Origin of the sequence: Rhizobium sp. 1399, assembly GCF_031455475.1 — a bacterium.
Taxonomy (GTDB): Bacteria; Pseudomonadota; Alphaproteobacteria; order Rhizobiales; family Rhizobiaceae; genus Rhizobium.
On record NZ_JAVDSU010000003.1, the window covers coordinates 180,715 to 200,971 of the forward strand.

19 protein-coding genes and 1 riboswitch are annotated in these 20,257 nt (G+C 60.3%); of the genes, 7 read left to right on the plus strand and 12 right to left on the minus strand.

What is annotated here, in order from left to right:
• Positions 1–8 precede the first annotated feature (8 nt).
• The 6 genes from J2X71_RS12200 to J2X71_RS12225 form a co-directional block, all read right to left on the minus strand.
• Entirely contained in the window at positions 9–1,772 is a 1,764-nt protein-coding gene (locus tag J2X71_RS12200) for a penicillin-binding protein 2 (protein ID WP_310382356.1), read from the minus strand.
• The gene (locus J2X71_RS12205; protein ID WP_310382357.1) at positions 1,769–2,095 is read right to left on the minus strand and encodes a hypothetical protein; all 327 of its coding nucleotides are present in this window, start codon (positions 2,093–2,095) and stop codon (positions 1,769–1,771) included. The genes J2X71_RS12200 and J2X71_RS12205 overlap by 4 nt, the downstream gene beginning before the upstream one ends.
• A 110-nt stretch (positions 2,096–2,205) precedes the next feature.
• Positions 2,206–3,159: a sugar-binding transcriptional regulator gene (locus J2X71_RS12210; RefSeq protein WP_310382358.1), complete on the minus strand. Its 954-nt coding sequence runs from the start codon at positions 3,157–3,159 to the stop codon at positions 2,206–2,208.
• Positions 3,160–3,180: 21 nt separating this feature from the next.
• Positions 3,181–4,647: an FGGY-family carbohydrate kinase gene (locus tag J2X71_RS12215; RefSeq protein WP_310382359.1), complete on the minus strand. Its 1,467-nt coding sequence runs from the start codon at positions 4,645–4,647 to the stop codon at positions 3,181–3,183.
• A 64-nt stretch (positions 4,648–4,711) separates the two neighbouring features.
• A complete protein-coding gene (locus tag J2X71_RS12220; RefSeq protein ID WP_310382360.1) occupies positions 4,712–5,668 on the minus strand; it encodes a transketolase family protein in 957 nt (318 codons plus the stop codon).
• The gene (locus J2X71_RS12225; protein ID WP_113324572.1) at positions 5,668–6,477 is read right to left on the minus strand and encodes a transketolase; all 810 of its coding nucleotides are present in this window, start codon (positions 6,475–6,477) and stop codon (positions 5,668–5,670) included. The genes J2X71_RS12220 and J2X71_RS12225 overlap by 1 nt, the downstream gene beginning before the upstream one ends.
• 212 nt (positions 6,478–6,689) lie before the next feature.
• Here J2X71_RS12225 and J2X71_RS12230 point away from each other — a divergent pair, with 212 nt between their 5' ends.
• The 7 genes from J2X71_RS12230 to ribB all read left to right on the plus strand — a co-directional run bounded on the left by J2X71_RS12230 (position 6,690) and on the right by ribB (position 13,630).
• Positions 6,690–7,673 (plus strand): ABC transporter permease, encoded by a 984-nt coding sequence (locus J2X71_RS12230; RefSeq protein WP_310382361.1) that lies wholly within the window; start codon positions 6,690–6,692, stop codon positions 7,671–7,673.
• Positions 7,674–7,789: 116 nt separating this feature from the next.
• Positions 7,790–8,719 carry a sugar ABC transporter substrate-binding protein gene (locus J2X71_RS12235; RefSeq protein ID WP_113298805.1) on the plus strand — a complete coding sequence of 310 codons (930 nt, stop codon included), beginning with the start codon at positions 7,790–7,792 and terminating at the stop codon, positions 8,717–8,719.
• Positions 8,720–8,746: 27 nt separating this feature from the next.
• Positions 8,747–10,225: a sugar ABC transporter ATP-binding protein gene (locus J2X71_RS12240; RefSeq protein ID WP_310382362.1), complete on the plus strand. Its 1,479-nt coding sequence runs from the start codon at positions 8,747–8,749 to the stop codon at positions 10,223–10,225.
• 22 nt (positions 10,226–10,247) lie between these two features.
• On the plus strand, positions 10,248–11,036 hold the full coding sequence (locus J2X71_RS12245) for an SDR family oxidoreductase (RefSeq protein ID WP_310382363.1): 789 nt from the start codon (positions 10,248–10,250) through the stop codon (positions 11,034–11,036).
• Between the two features lie 4 nt (positions 11,037–11,040).
• Positions 11,041–11,778 carry a triose-phosphate isomerase gene (tpiA, locus tag J2X71_RS12250; RefSeq protein WP_310382364.1) on the plus strand — a complete coding sequence of 246 codons (738 nt, stop codon included), beginning with the start codon at positions 11,041–11,043 and terminating at the stop codon, positions 11,776–11,778.
• 74 nt (positions 11,779–11,852) lie between these two features.
• Positions 11,853–12,635, plus strand: a complete 783-nt coding sequence (locus J2X71_RS12255) for a glucose 1-dehydrogenase (RefSeq protein WP_113321780.1) — start codon at positions 11,853–11,855, stop codon at positions 12,633–12,635.
• A gap of 106 nt (positions 12,636–12,741) precedes the next feature.
• Positions 12,742–12,886, plus strand: a riboswitch (FMN riboswitch).
• A gap of 117 nt (positions 12,887–13,003) precedes the next feature.
• Positions 13,004–13,630, plus strand: a complete 627-nt coding sequence (gene ribB / locus J2X71_RS12260; protein ID WP_113321781.1) for a 3,4-dihydroxy-2-butanone-4-phosphate synthase — start codon at positions 13,004–13,006, stop codon at positions 13,628–13,630.
• A gap of 167 nt (positions 13,631–13,797) precedes the next feature.
• Here ribB and J2X71_RS12265 read toward each other — a convergent pair whose 3' ends face one another.
• The 6 genes from J2X71_RS12265 to J2X71_RS12290 all read right to left on the minus strand — a co-directional run bounded on the left by J2X71_RS12265 (position 13,798) and on the right by J2X71_RS12290 (position 20,001).
• On the minus strand, positions 13,798–14,922 hold the full coding sequence (locus tag J2X71_RS12265) for a Gfo/Idh/MocA family oxidoreductase (RefSeq protein WP_310382365.1): 1,125 nt from the start codon (positions 14,920–14,922) through the stop codon (positions 13,798–13,800).
• 11 nt (positions 14,923–14,933) lie between these two features.
• Complete coding sequence (locus tag J2X71_RS12270; protein WP_310382366.1) at positions 14,934–15,719, minus strand: ThuA domain-containing protein; 786 nt, start codon at positions 15,717–15,719, stop codon at positions 14,934–14,936.
• 75 nt (positions 15,720–15,794) lie between these two features.
• On the minus strand, positions 15,795–16,823 hold the full coding sequence (locus tag J2X71_RS12275) for an ABC transporter ATP-binding protein (RefSeq protein WP_310382367.1): 1,029 nt from the start codon (positions 16,821–16,823) through the stop codon (positions 15,795–15,797).
• Between the two features lie 12 nt (positions 16,824–16,835).
• Positions 16,836–17,666: a carbohydrate ABC transporter permease gene (locus J2X71_RS12280; protein WP_037097340.1), complete on the minus strand. Its 831-nt coding sequence runs from the start codon at positions 17,664–17,666 to the stop codon at positions 16,836–16,838.
• A complete protein-coding gene (locus J2X71_RS12285; protein ID WP_113322514.1) occupies positions 17,666–18,652 on the minus strand; it encodes a carbohydrate ABC transporter permease in 987 nt (328 codons plus the stop codon). The genes J2X71_RS12280 and J2X71_RS12285 overlap by 1 nt, the downstream gene beginning before the upstream one ends.
• A gap of 83 nt (positions 18,653–18,735) precedes the next feature.
• Positions 18,736–20,001 (minus strand): ABC transporter substrate-binding protein, encoded by a 1,266-nt coding sequence (locus J2X71_RS12290; protein ID WP_310382368.1) that lies wholly within the window; start codon positions 19,999–20,001, stop codon positions 18,736–18,738.
• Between the last annotated feature and the right edge of the window lie 256 nt (positions 20,002–20,257).

A 20,257-nucleotide genomic window follows, 5' to 3' on the forward strand; every position in this document is an offset into this window, starting at 1 on the left:
CGGATAGCTCAGTAACTGATCAGTGAATAGGGAACATCATTCGAACCGAAGCGAGGCTGGACGCCGAGCAGCGGGGCTGCTCGACCAATGATTTCCTTCACCATCGGAGCAGCGGTTGACGCTGCAGTTCGCCCGCCGTGCTCGCCGGTTTTCGGGGCATCGATGATCGAGAGAACCATGTATTTCGGCTTATCCATCGGAAAGGCCGCGACGAAGGCGTTGAAATTCAGGTCGCTGGCATAGCGTCCATTGACGACCTTGTCGGCGGTGCCGGTCTTGCCGCCGACGTTGAAGCCCTCGACCTGGGCGCCGCGGCCGGAGCCCTTCAGCCCGTTCCAGGTGAAGAGGTAGCGCATATCCGCGCTCGTGCTTTGCTTGATGACGTTTCGCGACAATGCTGCGGCTTGTTCCGGCGACCGCGGCAGGAAGGTCGGCGAAATGAGATTGCCGCCATTGATAAGAGATGCGGCCGCAGACGCCGTCTGCAGCGGGGTTGTCGCGACGCCGTGGCCGAAGGAGATCGTGACAGAGTTGATCTTCTTCCACGTGCGTGGCTGTGTCGGCGTTGCGACACCCGGCATCTCCGTCTCCATCTTGGAGAGAAGGCCGAGCTTGGTCAGAAACTGTTGATGCCCCTCAATGCCGACCATATCCGCGACGGCGGCGGTGCCGATGTTCGACGAATACTGAAAGACTTCCGGGATCGACAGTGGCCTGTGCTTGCCTTTGAAGTCCTTGATCGTGAAGCCGCCTATGCGGATCGGACGGGATGCATCGACGACGGAGTTTAGAGTGATCTTTTCCGCGTCGAGGCCCATTGCCAAGGTGAAGCTCTTGAAGGTCGAGCCCATTTCGAATGTCGCATTGCTGATCCGGTTGAACCAGCCTTTCTCGTAATCCTTGTCCGGTCTGCCGTCCGCCAATGCGCGCGACGGCTCGTTGGGGTCGTAGTCCGGCACCGAGGCCATAGCCAGGACCTCGCCCGTCTCGACGTCGAGAATGAGTGCGCCGGCGGCTTCTGCCTGATAGGCGTTCATCGCCTTGGCGGCGACCTCTCGGGCGATGTTCTGGACGCGAATGTCGATCGACAGCCTGACGGGCTCAAGTGGAACTCCAGACGTCAGTCCCACAGCCCTCAGATCGGCCAGGCCCTGCTGGTCGAGATACCGCTCCATGCCAGCCAGTCCTTGATTGTCGACATTGACATGGCCGAGAATGTGCGAAGCGGCGCGCCCGCCGGGATAGAAGCGGCGTTTTTCCGGTCTGAAGCCTATGCCGGGAAGGCCAAGGGCCAGGATGTCAGCTTGCTGCCTCGGCGTGAGTTGGCGCCGCAACCACTGGAAGCCGCTGTCCATCTTGAGTTTCTTGTGGGTCTCCCTCCAATCGAGGCTCGGGATGACGGCTGCGAGTTTCTCCACCACTTCGTCGGCGTCGATGATGCGACGGGGGTCTGCATAGAGGGAGACCATGTTCAGGTCGGTAGCAAGGAGCTGGCCGTTGCGATCGATGATGTCGGGCCGGGAGGCGACGCTGTTGGGATTGCCAAGCGAGCTGGCGGCAAACGGCTCAGCCAGCCCATACTGGAGGAGGCGACCTCCGATCAGTAGGAAGCCGAATACGAAGCCGGCGATCAAGATTCCCAGGCGCCGCCTTGCCTGGCCGCTCCGCTTCTTTCTCGTGCCCGGGATCTTGTCGTGAATGCCGATCCTCTGACGTTCGACGCGGATGTGGGAACGGCTTTTGATCTTTAAAATTCGCGAGATGATAGTCATTGCGCTAATCCAGAACAGGCGGCGGAAATCGAAGAAGCACCTCCGAAAACGCGGCGCGTTTTCAGGCCTGTTTCTCCTGGGGCAACTGGTGACGAGATTTGCGTCGAATAATCTAAGAATTTGTTAACCGTCGCTTCTAGAAGTGCCACCGGGACCGTGCTCGACGCCACGTCAAGCCATCCGCGGAGCGTTGTCTGGAGATCCAGATGGCGGCCAGCAATATCAGCCGCATCGTCGGGGTGATGAAGGACGCCGGCCTCTGCGGCATGCGATAAACTCCCGATCGCCTGAAACGAGCGATAGAGGTGCGGATTGGTCACCATTGTACCAACAGCTACCACTCCCGAACAAACCGCAACCCCTCACGGCGAAACGTCATGACGTCAATATTTTCCGCGCCGTTCTCGGGACCAGTTGGTTCGCTGGCGAGTTCCTATACGTCGATCAATCGTTGAGCGGTAAACTTATCCGTTACCAGCATGTCGATGACGCCAACGCGAAGGGCGCCTGAGATCGCTGCCGTCTTCTTCGCGCCGCCAGCCAGCGCGATGACCCGATCCACCCGCGCAAGGTCCTCGAGTGGAAGGCCTATGACCCGGTCATCCAGCGGCGTTTTCACCGGTTTGCCGTCCTTGTCGAAGAAACGCAGTGAAATGTCACCGACGGCGCCGGCCTCGGCGAGATCGGCGAGTTCCCGCGACGAAAAGATGTTGCCGGAACGGGCAAGCAATTCGGACGGCTCAACCGCGCCGATGCCGACGATGGCGAGCGTGATGCTGCCGAAGAGATCCATGGTCTCACGGACGAAGGGATCTGACTGCATCAGGAGCCTGGCTTCCCTCGACGTCGTCACGCCCTGTACGGGAAGCAATTTGGGTTCGGCCCCGGTGAGGCGAGCAAGGCGCGTGGTGAGCTGCGTTGCATGTGTCTGCACCGAGGGGTCGCCCATGCCGCCGAGGGTCTGGACGACGTATTTTACCTGGGCGCTTTTCTGCGGATGGATGTTTTCGACCATCTTGAAGATGGTCTGGCTCCAGCTCGACACCCCGACGATCTCGCCAGGTGAAAGTGTGATCTCCAGAAGATGGGCTGCGGCTTCCCCGATCCGGGCCATGATTGCCCCGTCCCGGTCCTCGCTGCACTCGACGACAATTGCTTCGGGAAGGTCGAACTTTTGTCGCAGCGCCCCCTCGAGCTCGCTATAGGTGCCGACCGGCGGGATGACGCTGGTGCGAACGATATCCTCGGCCTCGGCCCTCTTCAGCATTCGCGAGACAGTCGCCTGGGAAAGCCGCAGATGCTGTGCGATCTCCGCCTGGCGCCGCCCTTCGATGTGGTACATCTGGGCAACCCTGGAAATCAGGCGGAGTTCGTTGAGGCGGGACATGGGCGATACCGGCTTGAATTTTTATTCACATTTAACCGGTGTCGGTCGTGACGTCGAGCGGGCCAGCGCATCATTCCATGTATTGAGAAGGCCGATGCGGTCGATCTCTTCGGGGCGGATCACTTCGGTGCTTCGGGGCAGTGCCTCGATCACATCGAGATCCTTCCACAGGCCGAGCGAAAGCCCGGCCAAATAGGCTGCACCGAGGGCTGAAGCCTCCGGCGCTTGGCATTGTATGACGGCATGTTCGATGAGATTGGATACGCACTGCATCAGGAAGCGGTTCTGGCTCGGGCCGCCATCGACGTATAGGGCGCCGAGTTGACCGCCGCTCTGGGCGCGCATGGCGGCGATCACGTCATGCACCTGGCAGGCGATCGAATCCGTCACCGAGCGGGCCATCTGGGCGCGGGTCGTGGAAAAGTTGATCTGAGCGAAGAGAGCGCGGGCGTCGGAACTCCAATAGGGGGCGCCAAGGCCGACGAAGGCCGGCACGAATCCCGGTCCGCCCGGCTCGGCCGTCGCCGCAAGGTCGACGAGGGCGGCCACATCGGGAAGGCCCAGAATGCCGGCCATCCAGGGAAGGCTTGCGGCCGAAACGAGGATATTGCCTTCGAAGGCGAAGGTCGGCACGCCAGCGATCCGCCAGGCGACCGTCGTGGTGATGCCGTTTTGCGGCGCGATGAAGCGCGGCAATGTCGTCATGACGGAGGAACCGGTTCCAAACGTCACCTTGCCGTCGCCGGGCTTGAAGGCGCCGTGACCGAAGAGCGCTGCATGGCTGTCGCCGATGGCGGAGCGGATCGGCGTGCCATCGGCAATGCCGGGAAGCCCCTGTGTCGTGCCGAAATCGGCAGAGCTGTCGAGCACTTCAGGGAGCAGGGTAATATCAACGCCGAAGATTTGGCCGAGTTCTTCGCTCCAGACTTGGTCATTGAGGTCGAACAGCTGGCTGCGGGCGGCATTGGAGGCATCGCAGACGTGGCGGCGTCCACCCGTCAGGGAATGGATTAGCCAGCTGTCGATCGTGCCGAGACGCACGCGGCGTCCGGCCGGAACGCGATCGAGCAGCCAGCGGAATTTCGATCCGGGAAACATCGGGTCGAGGGGCAGACCGGTCAGCGCCTGTACGCGGTCGAGATGACCTTCGGCGATGAGGCGCTCGCAGTCAGGCGCGGTACGGCGGCATTGCCAGCTGAGCACGGGACCGAGCGCTTCGCCGGTCTCAGCATCCCACACCGTGACAGATTCGCGCTGGTTGGATACCGCCACCGCCTCGACAGTGACGTCGGACACTTTCGTCAGGCAGGTCTCGATCGCTTCGCAAACGGAGGCAAAGATCCGGCGAGGATCCTGCTCGACCCAGCCCGGTTGCGGATAGGAAATGCCGACGGCGGCCGAGCCTCTAGCGAGCACCTCTCCTGTTTCGGAAACCAGAACTGCCTTCGAATTGGTGGTGCCCTGGTCGATTGCCAGAATAGCCCGCATCGTCTTCTCCTCAGACAATGGCCGGGGCGGATGCACGCCCCGGCTCAATAGACCTGCTATCAGATTATTTGCGCTTGATCAGCGCCTCTGCCGCATTGGCGATCGCCGTCGGCGCCATGCCGAATTCGTCGAGGAGGAATTCGGCCGAACCCGTCGGCGCATAGATGCCGGGAACGCCAAGACGCTTCATCGGCACGGGCGCGTTGTCGACGACCACTTCGGCGACGGCTGAACCGAGGCCGCCGAAGATCGAATGTTCTTCCGCCGTCACGATAGCACCGGTCTCGTTGGCTGCGGCGATGATGGCGGTCTCGTCGATCGGACGAACGGTCGCCATGTTGAGCACGCGTGCCTTGATGCCGCGCGCGGCCAGGATTTCGGCGGCTTTCACCATGCGATGGGTCAGCGTGCCGTTGGCAATCAGCGTGACATCGGAGCCCTCACGCAGCAGGTTCGCCTTGCCGACTTCGAACTTATGGCCTTCGGGCAGCAGATCCGGAACGCCGACGCGCGACAGGCGCAGGAAGCAGGGACCATTGTAGCTTGCGGCCCATTCGACGGCGGCGGCAGTCTCGATCCGGTCGCATGGTGCGATGACGGGCAGGTTCGGCAGCACGCGCGTCCAGGCGAAGTCCTCGATCGAATGATGGGTTGGGCCAAGTTCGCCGTAAGCCATCCCTGAGGAAATGCCGACCAGCTTGACGTTGGCATTGGAGTAGGAAATGTCGGCCTTGATCTGTTCGAGCGACCGGCCGGTCAGAAACGGTGAAGCACCGCAGACATAGGGCAGGCGTCCGCCATTGGCGAGGCCGGCGCCGACGCCGACCATGTTCTGTTCGGCAATGCCGACATTGACGAGGCGATCAGGGAATTTCGACTTGAAGCCGCCGAGCTTGGAGGAGCCGACCGAGTCGTTGCAGACGGCGACGATGGTTTCATTCTCGGTCGCCAGCCGTTCGAGCGTCGCGGCAAAGGCATCGCGGCAATCATAGAGCTTCGGTGGGTTTACGGGCGCGTTCATTAGAGTGCCTCCGACAGTTCTGCCAATGCGGTTTCATACTGTTCCTTGCTCGGAACCTTGTGGTGCCAGTCGACGCGATCCTGCATGAACGAGATGCCATGGCCCTTATTGGTGTGCGCGACGATGCAATGCGGGCGGTCACTGCGATGCTCGAGAGCGGGCACGATCGCGTGCATGTCATTGCCGTTGATTTCGCTGACCTCCCATCCGAAGGCCTCGAGCTTGGGGCGAAGCGGCGCGAGATCGTTGGTGTCCGATAGGGAGGCGCCCTGTTGGAACCTATTGTGGTCGATGACCAGCGTCAGGTTGTCCAGGCGGAACTGGTATGCTGCCATGATGGCTTCCCAGTTGGAGCCTTCCTGCATCTCGCCGTCACCGGTGATGACATAGGTGTGGTATTTCGCGCCCGAGAGTTTCGCCGCCTTCGCCATGCCGACAGCGACAGGCAGCCCGTGTCCCAGAGGCCCGGTATTGGTTTCGACGCCCGGCACCTTGTTGCAGTTCGGGTGGCCGTTCAGCCGGGAATGCGGCTTCAGGAAAGTCGCGATTTCCTCTTCCGGAATGAAGCCCCGCTTGGCGAGCGTCACATAGAGCGCGCAGGCCGTATGGCCCTTCGACAGCACGAACCTGTCGCGATCGGGATGTTTGGGCTGGTCGGGCCAGATATGCAGCACACGGAAGTAAAGCGCGGTGAGGAGATCGATCACCGACATCTCGCCACCAATATGGCCGGCGCCTGCCTCGTATACGGCCTGGAGGTCGCGCAGACGTATCTGGCGAGCAACACGTTCAAGTTCGGAAGGCTCCATCGTTTCCTCTTGTGCATAAATATTCATGTAGTTATATTTTTGCATACAAGCGGCCTTAGTCAAGCCCCTTATTGGTCATTGTGCTTCGCTCATCGGCCGGAAAGCTGGTTGACAGCATCTAAGCAAGTTGTTAATGAATTTTCCAGCAGGCATGCATAAATATTCTTGCTTGAAGAAATATTGGCCGCCGGCCTTAATCCCAGGGAGGAACGATGGTGGCGATCGACGTGAATGAACAGAGCCGTCCGTCCGGCACGTGGGTAAGCAAGCTCACGGGGGCAACCGGCCCGCTCATCGGGCTGCTTTTGCTCTGCCTGTTCCTGACCTTCAGCACTGATGCATTTCTCTCCGTCCGCAATGGTCTGAACATTCTCGACCAGATCACCGTGCTCGGGATCATGGCAGTGGGCATGACCTTCGTGATCCTGATCGGCGGCATCGACCTTTCAGTCGGTTCGGTTCTGGCTCTCGCGATGATGGTGATGGGCTGGACGGCGAATGTGGCCGGCCTGCCGCTCGGCATCGGCATCGTGGTGGCGCTCATTGCCTCGATGATCAGCGGCCTGATCGTCGGCATCATGGTCACCTGGTTCAGGGTGCCTGCCTTCATCGCGACACTGGCGATGATGTCGGCTGCGCGCGGCGTGGCGAACATGATCACCGACGGCCAGCAGATCGTCGGCTTCCCCGACTGGTTCATGATGCTGGCCATTGATCGCCATTTCGGCATTCTGACTGCAACCGTCTTCCTGATGCTGGCTGTCGTCGCCGCTGCTTGGGTTTTCCTGCACTTCCGCGCAGAAGGCCGCATGCTCTATGCGGTCGGCGGCAATCCCGAAGTTGCTCGTCTTGCCGGCATCAACGTCCAGCTCGTGACTATTCTTGTTTACATGGCGAGTGCCGTCCTTGCAGGTCTTGCCGGTATCGTTCTTGCGGCCCGTCTGGACTCGGTTCAGCCGTCCAGCGGTTTTGGCTACGAGCTGGACACGATCGCGGCCGTCGTCATCGGCGGAACCTCTCTGTCGGGAGGCGCAGGCGGTATTGGCGGCACGCTGATCGGCGTCCTGATCATCGGCGTGCTGCGTAATGGCCTCAACCTTCTCAACGTCTCGCCCTTCCTGCAGCAGGTCATCATCGGCGTCGTCATCGTTCTCGCTGTCGGCGCAGAAACGATCCGGAAGCGGCGGGCTGCCTGATCATTCCGCCCGCAGACGATGCGGGCGTGAAGAAATTCCTCTCCGAGAGGTTTGGAGCGGAGCTATTGCCCGAGGGGGAGGATACCCGAGGGTTCACTAACAACGGAGGAACTGACATGAAATTTGCGCGCACTCTGCTCGCGTCTGCCGCCCTGCTTGGCCTCAGCCTCGGATCCGTTCAGGCGGCCGAAGTCAAGAAGCTCGGCCTTGCCGTCGCCAATTTGCAGGCAAACTTCTTCAACCAGATCAAGCAGTCCGTCGAAGCTGAAGCCAAGAAGCGTGGCATCGAGGTCCTCACCGTCGACGCCAAGGGCGATGGCCCGACCCAGGTCAACCAGATCCAGGACCTGCTGACCCAGAATATCGATGCACTGATCTACATCCCGGCAGGCGCTGCTGCAGCCAGTGTGCCGGTCAAGCTCGCAAAGCAGGCCGGCATTCCGGTTGTCAACGTCGACCGGAATGCTGAAGGCGCTCCGGGCGATACCTTCCTGGCGACCGATTCCGTCGCCTCCGCCAAGGCGGTTTGCGACTACATCCTCAAGGAAGCCGGCGGCAAGGGCAAGATGGTCATCATCCATGGCCAGAAGGGCACCACGCCTGAACTGGACCGCACCAAGGGGTGCCAGGAATCCCTGAAGGCCTATCCGGACGTGAGCGTCGTCGCCGAGCAATATTCCAACATGTGGAGCCAGGACGAGGGCTTCCAGATCATGCAGAATATGCTCCAGTCGAATTCTGATGTCTCGATCGTCTTTGCCCAGGCAGATGGACTGGCGCTCGGTGCGGCCCAAGCGATCAAGGTCGCTAATCCATCGCAAAAGATCGTGGTCGGTGGTTTTGATGGCGACACCGCTGCACTCGAGGCCCTCAGCAAGGGTGTGTTCGACGTGACCGCGACACAGCAGACGCAGAAGATGGGCCGCGATGCGGTGGAGAACGCGGTCAAGCTCGCTGCCAAGGAAAAGGTGCCGCCGGTCCAGCTGATGGATGCCACGCTGACGACCAAGGAAAACGTGGCAGGCTTCATCGCCAACCACCCGTAATCAGTCGAAATCTCGAGGAGGTGTGCTGTGACCGAGCCGGTTCTTTCCCTGAGGGGCATATCCAAGCGCTATGGACCGCTCCAGGTTCTGAAAAATGTAGACCTGGACGTCTATCCCGGCGAGGTGGTGGCGCTTCTCGGCGAAAACGGCGCCGGCAAGTCGACGCTATCAGGCATCATTGCCGGATCACGCACACCGTCCGAGGGCACGATGACATGGCTGGGGCAGCCTTATGCCCCAGCCGCTCCACGCGAGGCGATCGACAAGGGCGTCGTGCTGATCCATCAAGAACTGCAGCTTCTGCCGCACCTTTCGATCGCTGAAAATGTCTTCATCGGTCGTTGGCCGATGAAGAACGGCGTGGTCGACCGCACCCAGATGGTCCGCCGCGCCCAGGAACAGCTCGCACGGCTGAACCTGCACATTCCCGCGACCCGAAAGGTCACTGGTCTTTCGACCGCCAACCAGCAGCTGATCGAGATTGCCAAGGCGCTGGCGCTCAATGCAAAACTCCTGATCCTCGACGAGCCGACCGCAGCCCTTGGCGGGGCGGAGACGGAAGCCCTGTTCGAGCAGGTGCGCAAGCTCCGCGCCGAGGGCGTGGGCATCATCTACATCTCCCACCGCATGGAAGAGATCAAAAAGATCACCGATCGCATCGTCGTGCTTCGCGACGGAGAGCGCGTCCATGAATTTGCCGACAGTTCGACGCCGGTACGCACGATCGTCGAAAGCATGGTCGGCCGCTCGCTCGATCGCATGTTTCCGACCCTTCCCGAGCCGACCAGCAGGCCCGTGCTCGAAGTGTCCGGCCTGACGTCGCCGGATGATTCCTTCCGGGATGTAAGTTTCGACGTTCACGCGGGCGAGATCCTCGGCATCGCCGGCCTCGTCGGTGCCGGCCGCACCGAGCTCGTGCGAGCGATTTCCGGTGCCGATCCAATCAGCGCCGGCTCGGTCCGGCTGGAAGGCGAGGCGCTGAAGCTGCGCAGCCCTGCAGATGCGATCGCCAAGGGCATCGTGATGGTTCCGGAAGATCGCAAGGATCAAGGGCTCGTCGTTGCACACAAGATCAGCGAGAACATCATCTACGCCAATCTCGACAAGCTTGGCGGGCGCTGGCTCACTTCGAGCGTGAAGCGCGTTTTCGCCGAAAAGGCGGTGGCGAAATTCGGCGTCAAGGGGCGTGCGGAGCAGTTTGCCTCCGACCTCTCGGGTGGCAACCAGCAGAAGGTCGTCATCGCCAAATGGCTGATGCGCGATCCGAAGGTCGTGGTGCTGGACGAGCCCACACGCGGTATCGATGTCGGAGCCCGCGCCGGCATCTACGATATCATCGTCAACCTGGCCAAGCAGGGTGTCGCGGTCATTGTCGTAAGCTCCGACCTCGAGGAGGTTCTCGGCGTATCAAACCGCATTCTCGTACTGGCTCAGGGCAAGCAGGCAGGCATTTTGAAGCGTGACGAGGCGAACGACGTCTCGGTCATGGAACTGGCGACAATCTAGGCAAAGGCAGAAAGGAAGAGCGGTGTCCGACATCTCTCTGAACGCACCGAAACTATTTGATCTCAGCGGCCAGGTCGCCATCGTGACGGGCGCCGGCAGCGGCATCGGGCAAAGGATCGCCATCGGTCTTGCCCAGTGCGGCGCCGACGTGGCGCTTCTCGATCGCCGCACTGATGACGGTCTTGCCACGACTGCCAGCCATATCAGGGCTGCCGGTCGCCGCTCGATCGAGATTGCCGCCGACGTCACCAGTAAATCGTCGCTTGCCGAAGCCGTCGCCCGCACCGAAGCCGATCTCGGTGCGCTCTCGCTTGCTGTCAATGCCGCCGGTATCGCCAACGCTAATCCCGCCGAGGAGATGGAAGAGGATCAGTACCAGACACTGATGGACATCAACCTGAAGGGCATCTTCCTGTCCTGCCAGGCCGAAGCGCGGGCCATGTTGAAGAGCGGCCGCGGTTCGATCGTCAACATCGCCTCCATGTCCGGCGTCATCGTCAATCGGGGTCTCAGTCAGGCCCATTACAACGCCTCCAAGGCGGGCGTGATCCATATGTCGAAGTCGCTGGCGATGGAATGGGTCGGGCGTGGCATCCGCGTCAACACGATTTCGCCGGGCTATACCGCAACGCCGATGAACACCCGGCCGGAGATGGTACATCAGACCAAGCTCTTCGAAGAACAGACGCCGATGCAGCGCATGGCCAGTGTCGACGAGATGGTCGGTCCTGCGGTCTTCCTCCTGTCGAACGCTGCAAGTTTCGTGACGGGCGTCGATCTGCTCGTCGACGGCGGCTTCTGCTGCTGGTGATGACATGCGTAAGCTGATCGCAGGCAATTGGAAAATGAACGGTCTCGTCTCCTCCCAAGCTGAGATCGAGGCGCTGAAGGGGCTAACGGGCAGTGCGACGTGCGATATCGTCGTCTGCCCGCCCTTCACGCTGATCGACCGCGCCGTGGCGCGGGTCAAGGATACGGATCTCGCCATCGGCGCGCAGGATTGCCACGCGCAGTCGTCGGGTGCCCACACCGGCGAAATTTCTGCCGAAATGCTTGCCGATCTCGGTGCGCGCTATGTCATCCTCGGACATTCCGAACGCCGTGTCCTGAACGGCGAGGACGATGAGATTGTGCTGGGGAAGGCGCTTGCAGCGCATCGGGCAGGCTTGATTTCGATCGTCTGCGTCGGTGAGACACGCCATGAGCGCGACGAAGGCCGGGCAATCGAAGTCGTCGGCGAACAACTGCGGGGATCCGTCCCCGAGGGTGCTACCAGCCGAAATCTTGTCATCGCCTATGAACCCGTCTGGGCAATCGGAACCGGACTGGTGCCGACCCACGAACAGATTGAGGAGGTCCATGCGGCGATCCGGCAGATGCTCGAAGAGCGGCTGGGCAGCGATGGCCGTTCGGTCAAGATCCTCTATGGCGGCTCGGTCAAGGCATCCAATGCAGAGGCGATATTCGGGCTTCGCAATGTGGACGGAGCGCTGGTCGGCGGCGCTTCGCTGAAGGCCTCGGAATTCGCAGGAATTATTTCGGCAGCCGTTTGAACTCTGAGTGCGGAGACAAGTGTCGCCGGTGCAGATCGGTGCGCTCACACCGGCGCCGTTGAAAGGAAAAGAGAATGCAACGTTTTGAAAACAAGACCGTCGTCATTACCGGCGCAAGCCGCGGTATCGGTGCAGCGATCGCCAAACGCTTTGCGCGCGAAGGCGCCAATCTCGTCGTTTCGGCCAATGAAGACAGCGTGCATGGCGTGGCAGAACAGATCAAGTCAGATGGCGGCAAGGCTATTTCCTTCGTTGGCGACGTCACTGACAAGTCAAGCGTCAAGGCCCTTTATGACGCAGCCGAGCAGGCATTCGGCGCAGTCGACGTCTCCATCCAGAATGCCGGCGTCATCACCATTGCCCGCATCGAGGATATGACCGAGGGCGAGTGGGACAAGGTCATGGCCGTCAACACCAAGGGCGTGTTCCTCTGCGCCCAGGAAGCGATCGCCCGCATGCGCAAGCACGGCCGCGGCGGCCGTCTCATCAACACGGCCTCCGGCCAGGCGCGCGACGGCTTCATCTATACGCCGCATTATGCCGCCTCGAAGATGGGCGTTGTCGGCATCACCCAGAGCCTTGCCAAGGAAGTCGCGACCGACGGCATCACCGTCAACGCCTTCTGCCCGGGCATCATCGAGACCGACATGTGGGCCTATAACGACCAGGCATGGGGCAAGCTGCTCGGCAATTACGGCCCCGGCGAACTGATGAAGGAATGGGTCGAAGGCATTCCGATGAAGCGCGCCGGTTCCGGCGAAGACGTCGCCGGCCTCGTCACCTTCCTTGCCAGCGACGATGCAGCCTACATTACCGGCCAGACCATCAATGTCGATGGCGGCCTGATCATGTCCTAGCTCTGTTCGGCAATAGGAAACGGTGCTTTCACCTCTGCGAGGCAGTTCCCGCGGCGAGATCTGCACCCAACCTCTTGCAGAACAAGGCCTTCATCATCTATCTAAGTAATGTTCTCAGGGCGGGGTGCAATTCCCCACCGGCGGTATCGAGGCAACTCGGAGCCCGCGAGCGCCTTCGTGGAAGCGAAGGGTCAGCAGATCCGGTGAGATGCCGGAGCCGACGGTCATAGTCCGGATGGAAGAGAGCAACGCAGAGGACACCGCTCGGCACGCGGTGTTTCATATGCTTGTTCGCCCAAGGGAAAATGGTGGCTTTTGACAGGCCATGTACGCCGCACACTGCGGCTAACCCTTGAAAGGCAGAGAAGATGGCAATTTCCAAAATTGAAGATGCGATCGTCGCGATTGCGCGTGGCGAGATCGTGGTCGTCGTCGACGATCGTGATCGTGAAAACGAGGGCGACCTCGTCATCGCATCCGAGGCAATCACCCCGCAGGCGATCGCCTTCATGATGAATTATGCTCGCGGCCTCATCTGTGTGGCAATGGAAGGCGAGCGGCTGGACGAGCTGCAGATCCCGCAGATGGTCCCCAACAATACCGAACTTTTGAAGACGGCTTTCACCGTGTCGGTTGACTATATTCCTGAAACGACGACCGGAATTTCGGCGGCTGACCGCGCCGCGACGGTTCGCGCACTCATTGCCGAGACGTCCCGCCCCGAGGATTTTGCGCGGCCCGGCCATATCTTCCCGTTGCGTGCGCATCCGAACGGCGTGCTTTCTCGTCCAGGTCATACCGAGGCGGCTGTCGACCTCGCAAGGCTTGCCGGCCTGTCGCCGTCAGGTGTCATCTGCGAGGTGGCCAATGATGATGGCACGATGGCACGCCTGCCCGAGCTTGAGCAGTTTGCCGAACGGCACGGCCTCCATCTGATCACAATCGAGGATCTCATTGCTTATCGGGGCGTGAGAGCGCCTGTTAAGGCCGCCTAGTAAGCGTGTCTTGGCCTGGCGTAAAAGAGCCACGGCGAGCCAAGATCGCGTGGGTGCCGTTTGTGTAGTCTGCAACGAGGCACTCGCGCGCTGGCACGGATAAGCAGCGTGAGCTATTAGCTCGACGAAGGCCCGATCACGCGGGCCTTCGATGTTTCACCATGCCTTCAGACGACGAGTGCTAGCGCCGGTCCCTGATCGTCCGTCTTGCGTTCCTGGCCGGCCGTGCCTTCCAGGCTCTCGGAAGCCAGCAGATTGAACTCCCGACGTTCTTTCTCCGATACGATCGCGAGGTCGATGACCTTCTGCAGGTTGGCGGCATGGCGGAAGGTGGGATCGTCCTGCTTTCCGGTTCTGACCGCTTCGGCAAAGCGCTGGTAGTTGGTCAGCACTGCCGGCACCTCGATGTCACGCCAGGTGGCGCTTTCAATATCGTCACCGAAGCAGCCCCGAAGATCTGAGCCGTCAGGACGATGGATGACTTCGAGGCTGCCTTTTTCGCCATAGATGCGCAGCTTCAGTTCGTTGAGATGACCGGTCGCCCAGCGTGTCGCATGGATGACGCCGAGAGCGCCATTGGCGAAATCGACAGACATGGTGAAGCTGTCATTGGCGTCGAGCATATATTCACCGATCTGTCCGCCCGGCGCCTTGTTGAAGGTCTTGAGACGCGCAAAGACATGGTCGATATCGGTCGCGGCGCCATAAGCGGCGAAATCGAGAATATGAATGCCGACATCGCCGAGCACGCCGTTCGATCCATGGCCGGTGGACAAGCGCCACAGCCAGCGCGATTCCGTGCGCCAGTCGCCCCAGGCGCGAGACACCAACCAGCTCTGCAGATAGGAGGCCTCCACATGGCGGATGGTGCCAAGTTCGCCTGCCAACACCATCTCGCGGGCGCGCTGCAGCGGTGCGACGTTGCGATAGGTGAGGTTGACCATGTTGATGACGCCGGCGGCCTCAGCCGCGTCCGTCATCTCAAGCGCATGGGCGTAGTTTTCTGCCAGCGGCTTTTCACAGAAGACGTGTTTGCCGGCCGCGATCAGCGCCAAGCTCGTCGCATGATGTATCCGGTCAGGCGTGACGTTGGTGGCGGCATCGAATTCGCCCCAGGCGATCGCTTCCTCGAGCGTGCTGAAGCGCTTTGCGATGTTGAAATGATCAGCGAACTCACCAAGCCGGGTCCGATCGGTGTCGACGGCGCCGACCACCTCGACACCATCGATGGCGAGGAAGTTGGCAACCTGGTTTTTGGCCATCATGCCCGTGCCAAGAACAAGTAGACGCATTGCTCTTCTCCTCAGCGGTAACCGGCTTCGCCGGCTTGATGCAGTCTCGGACCACGCTCGACGATCGGCTCCAGTGCCTTCTCTACCGGCACATTTGGGGCATCGGTGATGCTCTTCAGGTCGCCCTGCGGGTTGTAGGCCCATTTCACGCCGTTGATCAGCACCTTCTGCACGTTCGCATCGTGATAGGTCGGATAGGTTTCGTGGCCGGGACGGAAATAGAAGATATTACCGGCACCACGGCGCCAGGTCAGGCCAGACCGGAAGACTTCGCCGCCCTGGAACCAGGAGATGAAGACCGTTTCCAGTGGCTCCGGTACGGAGAACTGCTCGCCATACATTTCCTCGTTCTCAAGCTCGAAATGCTCGCCGAGACCAGCAGCGATCGGATGGCGCTGATTGATCGTCCACAGACGCTCGCGCTCACCCGCCTCGCGCCATTTCAGCGCACAGGGCGTGCCCATCAGCCGCTTGAAGATCTTGGAGAAATGGCCGGAATGCAGAACGAGCAGGCCCATGCCTTCCCAGACCCGCTTGGCGACGCGCTCGACGACGACGTCAGAAACCGCGCCGTGATCCTTGTGGCCCCACCAGGTCAGAACGTCGGTCTCAGCAAGCCGGGCTTCGCTGAGGCCATGTTCCGGCTCCTGCAGCGTTGCCGTGGTCGCGGAAATCGCCGGATCGGTGTTCAGCGCCTTGGCAATCGTGGTGTGCATGCCATCAGGATAGATCTCCCGGACAATGGCGTTGGTATTTTCGTGGATGTTCTCACCCCAGACGATGGTGCGAATAGACAAGTCTCTGCTCCTTCACAGCAAGTAGCGGACCGGAACCGATGGGAAGCGGTCGGATCCTGTTTGTTTGATTGGTGGTCAGGCTGCGCCCTTGAAAGGGACCTTTTCGAGTGCGCGTCCGGATTGGTCGAAACGGTGAATGCGATCCTTGACCGGCGACACGCCCAGTTGCTGGCCGGGCTGGTGGCTCGATACGCCGGTCTCTCGCACGGTCAGCGGCTCGGCGGAGCCGATGTCGAGATAAACGAAACTGTCCGAGCCGAGGATTTCTGAGTGGATGACGGTGCCCGTCCAGGCAGGATCCTGATCTCTAAACTCGATATGTTCGGCTCGCACCCCGATCGTGTGGGCATTATAGGGAGCCGCGAACGGGCCGGAGAGGAAGTTCATTTTCGGCGAGCCGATGAAGCCGGCGACGAAGATTGAGTTCGGGGTCTCGTAGAGCTCGATCGGAGTTCCGACCTGTTCGACGACGCCATCGCGAAGAACGCAGATGCGATCGGCAAGCGTCATGGCCTCGACCTGATCGTGGGTGACATAGATCATCGTGGTGTCATGCATGCCACGGTGAAGCTTGGCGATCTCCAGCCTTGTGGCGACGCGTAACGCAGCATCAAGGTTCGACAATGGTTCGTCGAACAGGAAGACCTTCGGGTCACGAACGATGGCGCGGCCAATGGCCACGCGCTGGCGTTGGCCGCCTGAAAGCTGGCGCGGCAAGCGCTCCAGATAGGGTGAGAGCTGCAGCATGCCGGCTGCCTGTTCGACGCGCGCCTTGCATTCTTCTCTGGTTCGGCCGGAGAGCCTCATGCCGAAGGCCATATTTTCGTAGACCGTCATATGCGGATAGAGCGCATAGGACTGGAAGACCATCGCGATGCCGCGCTTCGACGGGGAAAGACGATTGACCGGCTGACCATCGAAGGAAAGCGTGCCTGACGTTATGTCCTCCAGTCCTGAGATCAATCTAAGCAAGGTGGACTTGCCGCAACCGGACGGGCCGACAAAGACCATGAACTCCCCCTTCCGGATGTCCATGCTGACGCCCTTGATGACTTCGAATGCCCCGAAGCTCTTGCGGATATTGTCTAATCTAATTTGTGCCATGTCGCGCTTTCCTCAGCCTTTGACGCCGCCGGCGGTCAGCCCGGAAATGATCCGGCGTTGAAAAATAAGAACAAGGATGACGACGGGCACGGTAACGATGACCGATGCCGCCATGATATTGCCCCAGGGGATTTCGAACTGACTGCCGCCCGAAAGGAGAGCGATCGCTACCGGCACCGTCCGTTGCGCATCCGACGAGGTGAAAGTCAGGGCGAACAGAAATTCATTCCAGGCCGTGATGAAGGCAAGCAGACCGGTGGTGACCAGGGCCGGCCACATCAGCGGCATGAACACCTGCGTGATGATGACCCAGGGGGAGGCGCCATCGACGATGGCCGCTTCCTCGATCTCGATCGGCAGATCCCGCATGAAAGTCGTCAGCACCCACACGGTGAAAGGCAGAGTGAAGATCATATAGGAGAAGATCAGCGCGAAGGGCGTGTTGAAGATGCCGATCCAGCGGATGAGTTCGAATAGCCCTGCGAGCACAGCGATCTGCGGGAACATCGAGACGGACAGAATGGTCAGCATCAAGAGGGCCCGACCCCGGAAATGCACGCGGGCAAGCGCGTAGGATGCGGTCACGGCGAGCAGCAAAGAGGCGGCGACCACGAGGCAGGCAATGAGCAGCGAATTGCCGAGGCTGCGGATGAAGCTGCCGGTCGTCAGCACGCCGGTATAGTTTTCCAGCGAGATCGAGGTCGGCCAGTAGGTGACCTCGAAGAGCGCGGTGCCGGCTTTGAAGCTTGTTAGGATCGCGTAATAAAACGGGAAGACCGCGATGATGACGATGACCGCGACCAGCAGATAAAACAGCGTATTCTTCGTGGCTGTGAGCAGCATCAGCGTTCGCCTCCGCCAAGATTGACGCGGCCGAGCCAGATGTAGAGCACGGTAACGGACGCGATGATAAGAAAGAGAACAGTGGAGGCGGTTGCGCCATAGGCGAACTTGTCGAAATCGAAGAGGTTTTCGCGCGCCATCACCGACATTGTCTTGGTCTGGGCGTTGTTCGGTGTCAGCACGTAGATCAGGTCGAAGATGCGCATGGCATCGAGCATGCGGAAGATCACGGCGACCATGATTGCCGGGCGGATCAGCGGCAGGGTCAGACGCCAGAACACTTTGATGGGGTTGATGCCGTCGATCTTTGCGGCTTCGTAAATATCGGCCGGAACCATTTGCAGGGCGGCGAGGATCAGCAGCGCCATGAAGGGCGTTGTCTTCCAGACGTCGACGATCAGAACGGCGATCATCGCTGTCTGAGGATCAGCGGTCCACGCGATCTTCTGGCTGATGAGCCCGAGGCTGAGAAACATGTCGTTGAGGATGCCGAACTGGTCGTTGAGCATCCATGCCCACATTTTCGCGGAGACGATGGTCGGGATCGCCCAGGGAATGAGGATAGCGGCGCGCACGACGCCGCGGCCAACGAATTGCGCGTTCAACACAAGGGCGACGATGAGGCCGAGCGCGGTTTCGATCGTCACCGACAACAGCGTGAACTTTGCCGTGTTCCAGACCGCGCCCCACCAGGCGGGATCGGCCAGCAGTCCTCTATAGATCGTGCGGCCGCTCTTCAGGGTGACCCAGGAGAGGTAATTGTCGAAGCCGACGAACTGGGCATCGCCGAGGTTCGTCAGCGACGCGTTGGTGAAGCTGAAGTATATGGTGCGGAACAGCGGCCAGCCGGCAACGATGGCCAGGATCAGCAGGGTCGGAGCCAGGAAGATCCAGGCGGATCGGACACGTTCCGAGCGCAGATCCGAAGAGATTGCCTTCGTGCGCGCGCCCGTGCTCAGATTTTGGGAGACTGCAACTTCACTCATGGAATATCCGCTTCATGAGACAATCGACGACGGCGTATCGGAAGCGGCAGCGACGAGATATCCGACGCTGCCGCCTCGATCTGTTACCAGCCGCTGCCTTGCAGCGTCGTCAGATCGGCTTCGAGAAGCTCTAGGTTTTCTTCGGCTGTCCCACTGCCGGAGAGCGTATTGTGCACGGCGGTCCAGAACTTGGCGGAAACCTCGTTATACTTGACCTTGGCAACTGCCGACGGACGCGGCACAGCGTTTTCGAAGATCGGCTTCCAGTTCGGCATGAACGGTTGCGCGGCAGCAATATCCTTGTCGTCATAGAGCGCCGACAGGGTCGGCAGGTTGGAGAGTTCGATGGCGCGCTGCTTCTGGCTTTCCTTCGACGTCAGAAACTTCACGAGTTCGATTGCCGCATCCGGGTTCTTCGAATATTTCGAGACGGCGAGATTCCAGCCGCCGAGCGTCGAAGAGGGCTTGTCGCCTTCTGCGGCAACGGGAAGTGTCGTCACGTCGAACTTGCCCTTGACCGGGCTGTCGGCGCCGTTGCCCAGCGCATAGGCATAGGGCCAGTTACGCATGAAGACGGCGTTGCCGGTCTGCCAGACACCGCGGGATTCTTCCTCCTGATAGGCGAGCACACCGCTCGGTGAAATCGTGCCGATCCAGCCCTTGGCGCGATTGAGTGCCGCCGCGGCCTTCTCGTTGTTGATCGAAATCGTGCCGTCGGTCTCGATGATCTGGCCACCGCCCGAGGACTTGACCCATTCCAGTGCATCGCAGGTCAGGCCTTCATAGGCATTGCCCTGGAAGACGTAGCCCCAGAGATCCTTCTGGCCGGCGGTGCGTTCCTTATCCTGGATTTCCTTGGCGGTTGCCTCCATCTCGTCCCAGGTCTTCGGCGGCTGCTTGCCGTATTTCTCAAGCAGATCCTTGCGGTAGAAGAGGGCCGGTGCATCCGTATAAAGCGGGATTGCGACCAGACGGCCGTTCACGGTCTGGGAGGCAACGATCGCCGGGAAAAAGTCGCCGACGACGTCCTTGGTGGCATCCTTGAGATCGACGAACTGGTCTGCCAGCTGCGGGGCCCAGATAACGTCCGTCTGGTAGACATCGACATCCGTGTTGCCGGCTGCGAGCCAGAGCCGATATTGCGAAAACTGTTCAGTGGATGAGGGCGGCATGGTGACGATCTTGACCGTATTGCCGGTCGCCTTCTCGAAGGCATCGAGCTGCTTGCGGAACAGATCGAGGTTCTTGCCAGTAGAGCTCGCTGAAATGCTGATCTCGGCGGCAAAGGACGGAACTGACACGCCAATAAGCGCAGCCGCGAGGGCGGCCGCAGTGAAACGAAACTTCATTTTCTCCTCCCAAAGACCAAATTGAAATCGATTTGGTTGTGAAAAACTGTCAGAAGGTCGATACCGTGTCAAGGGAGGTTCTTGATTGCGACCTATACTTGTTAATAAATGCGAAATATCGTTTAAAATCAACTGGAACCCAAATGCCGTGATTTCCTAATTCGCGCTGGTGTTCATCTGGCGGCAGATGAAATTGAAATCGATTTGAGAAAATATAATCGACGGCATAGAATGTGGAATTTGCGAGGCCGATGGT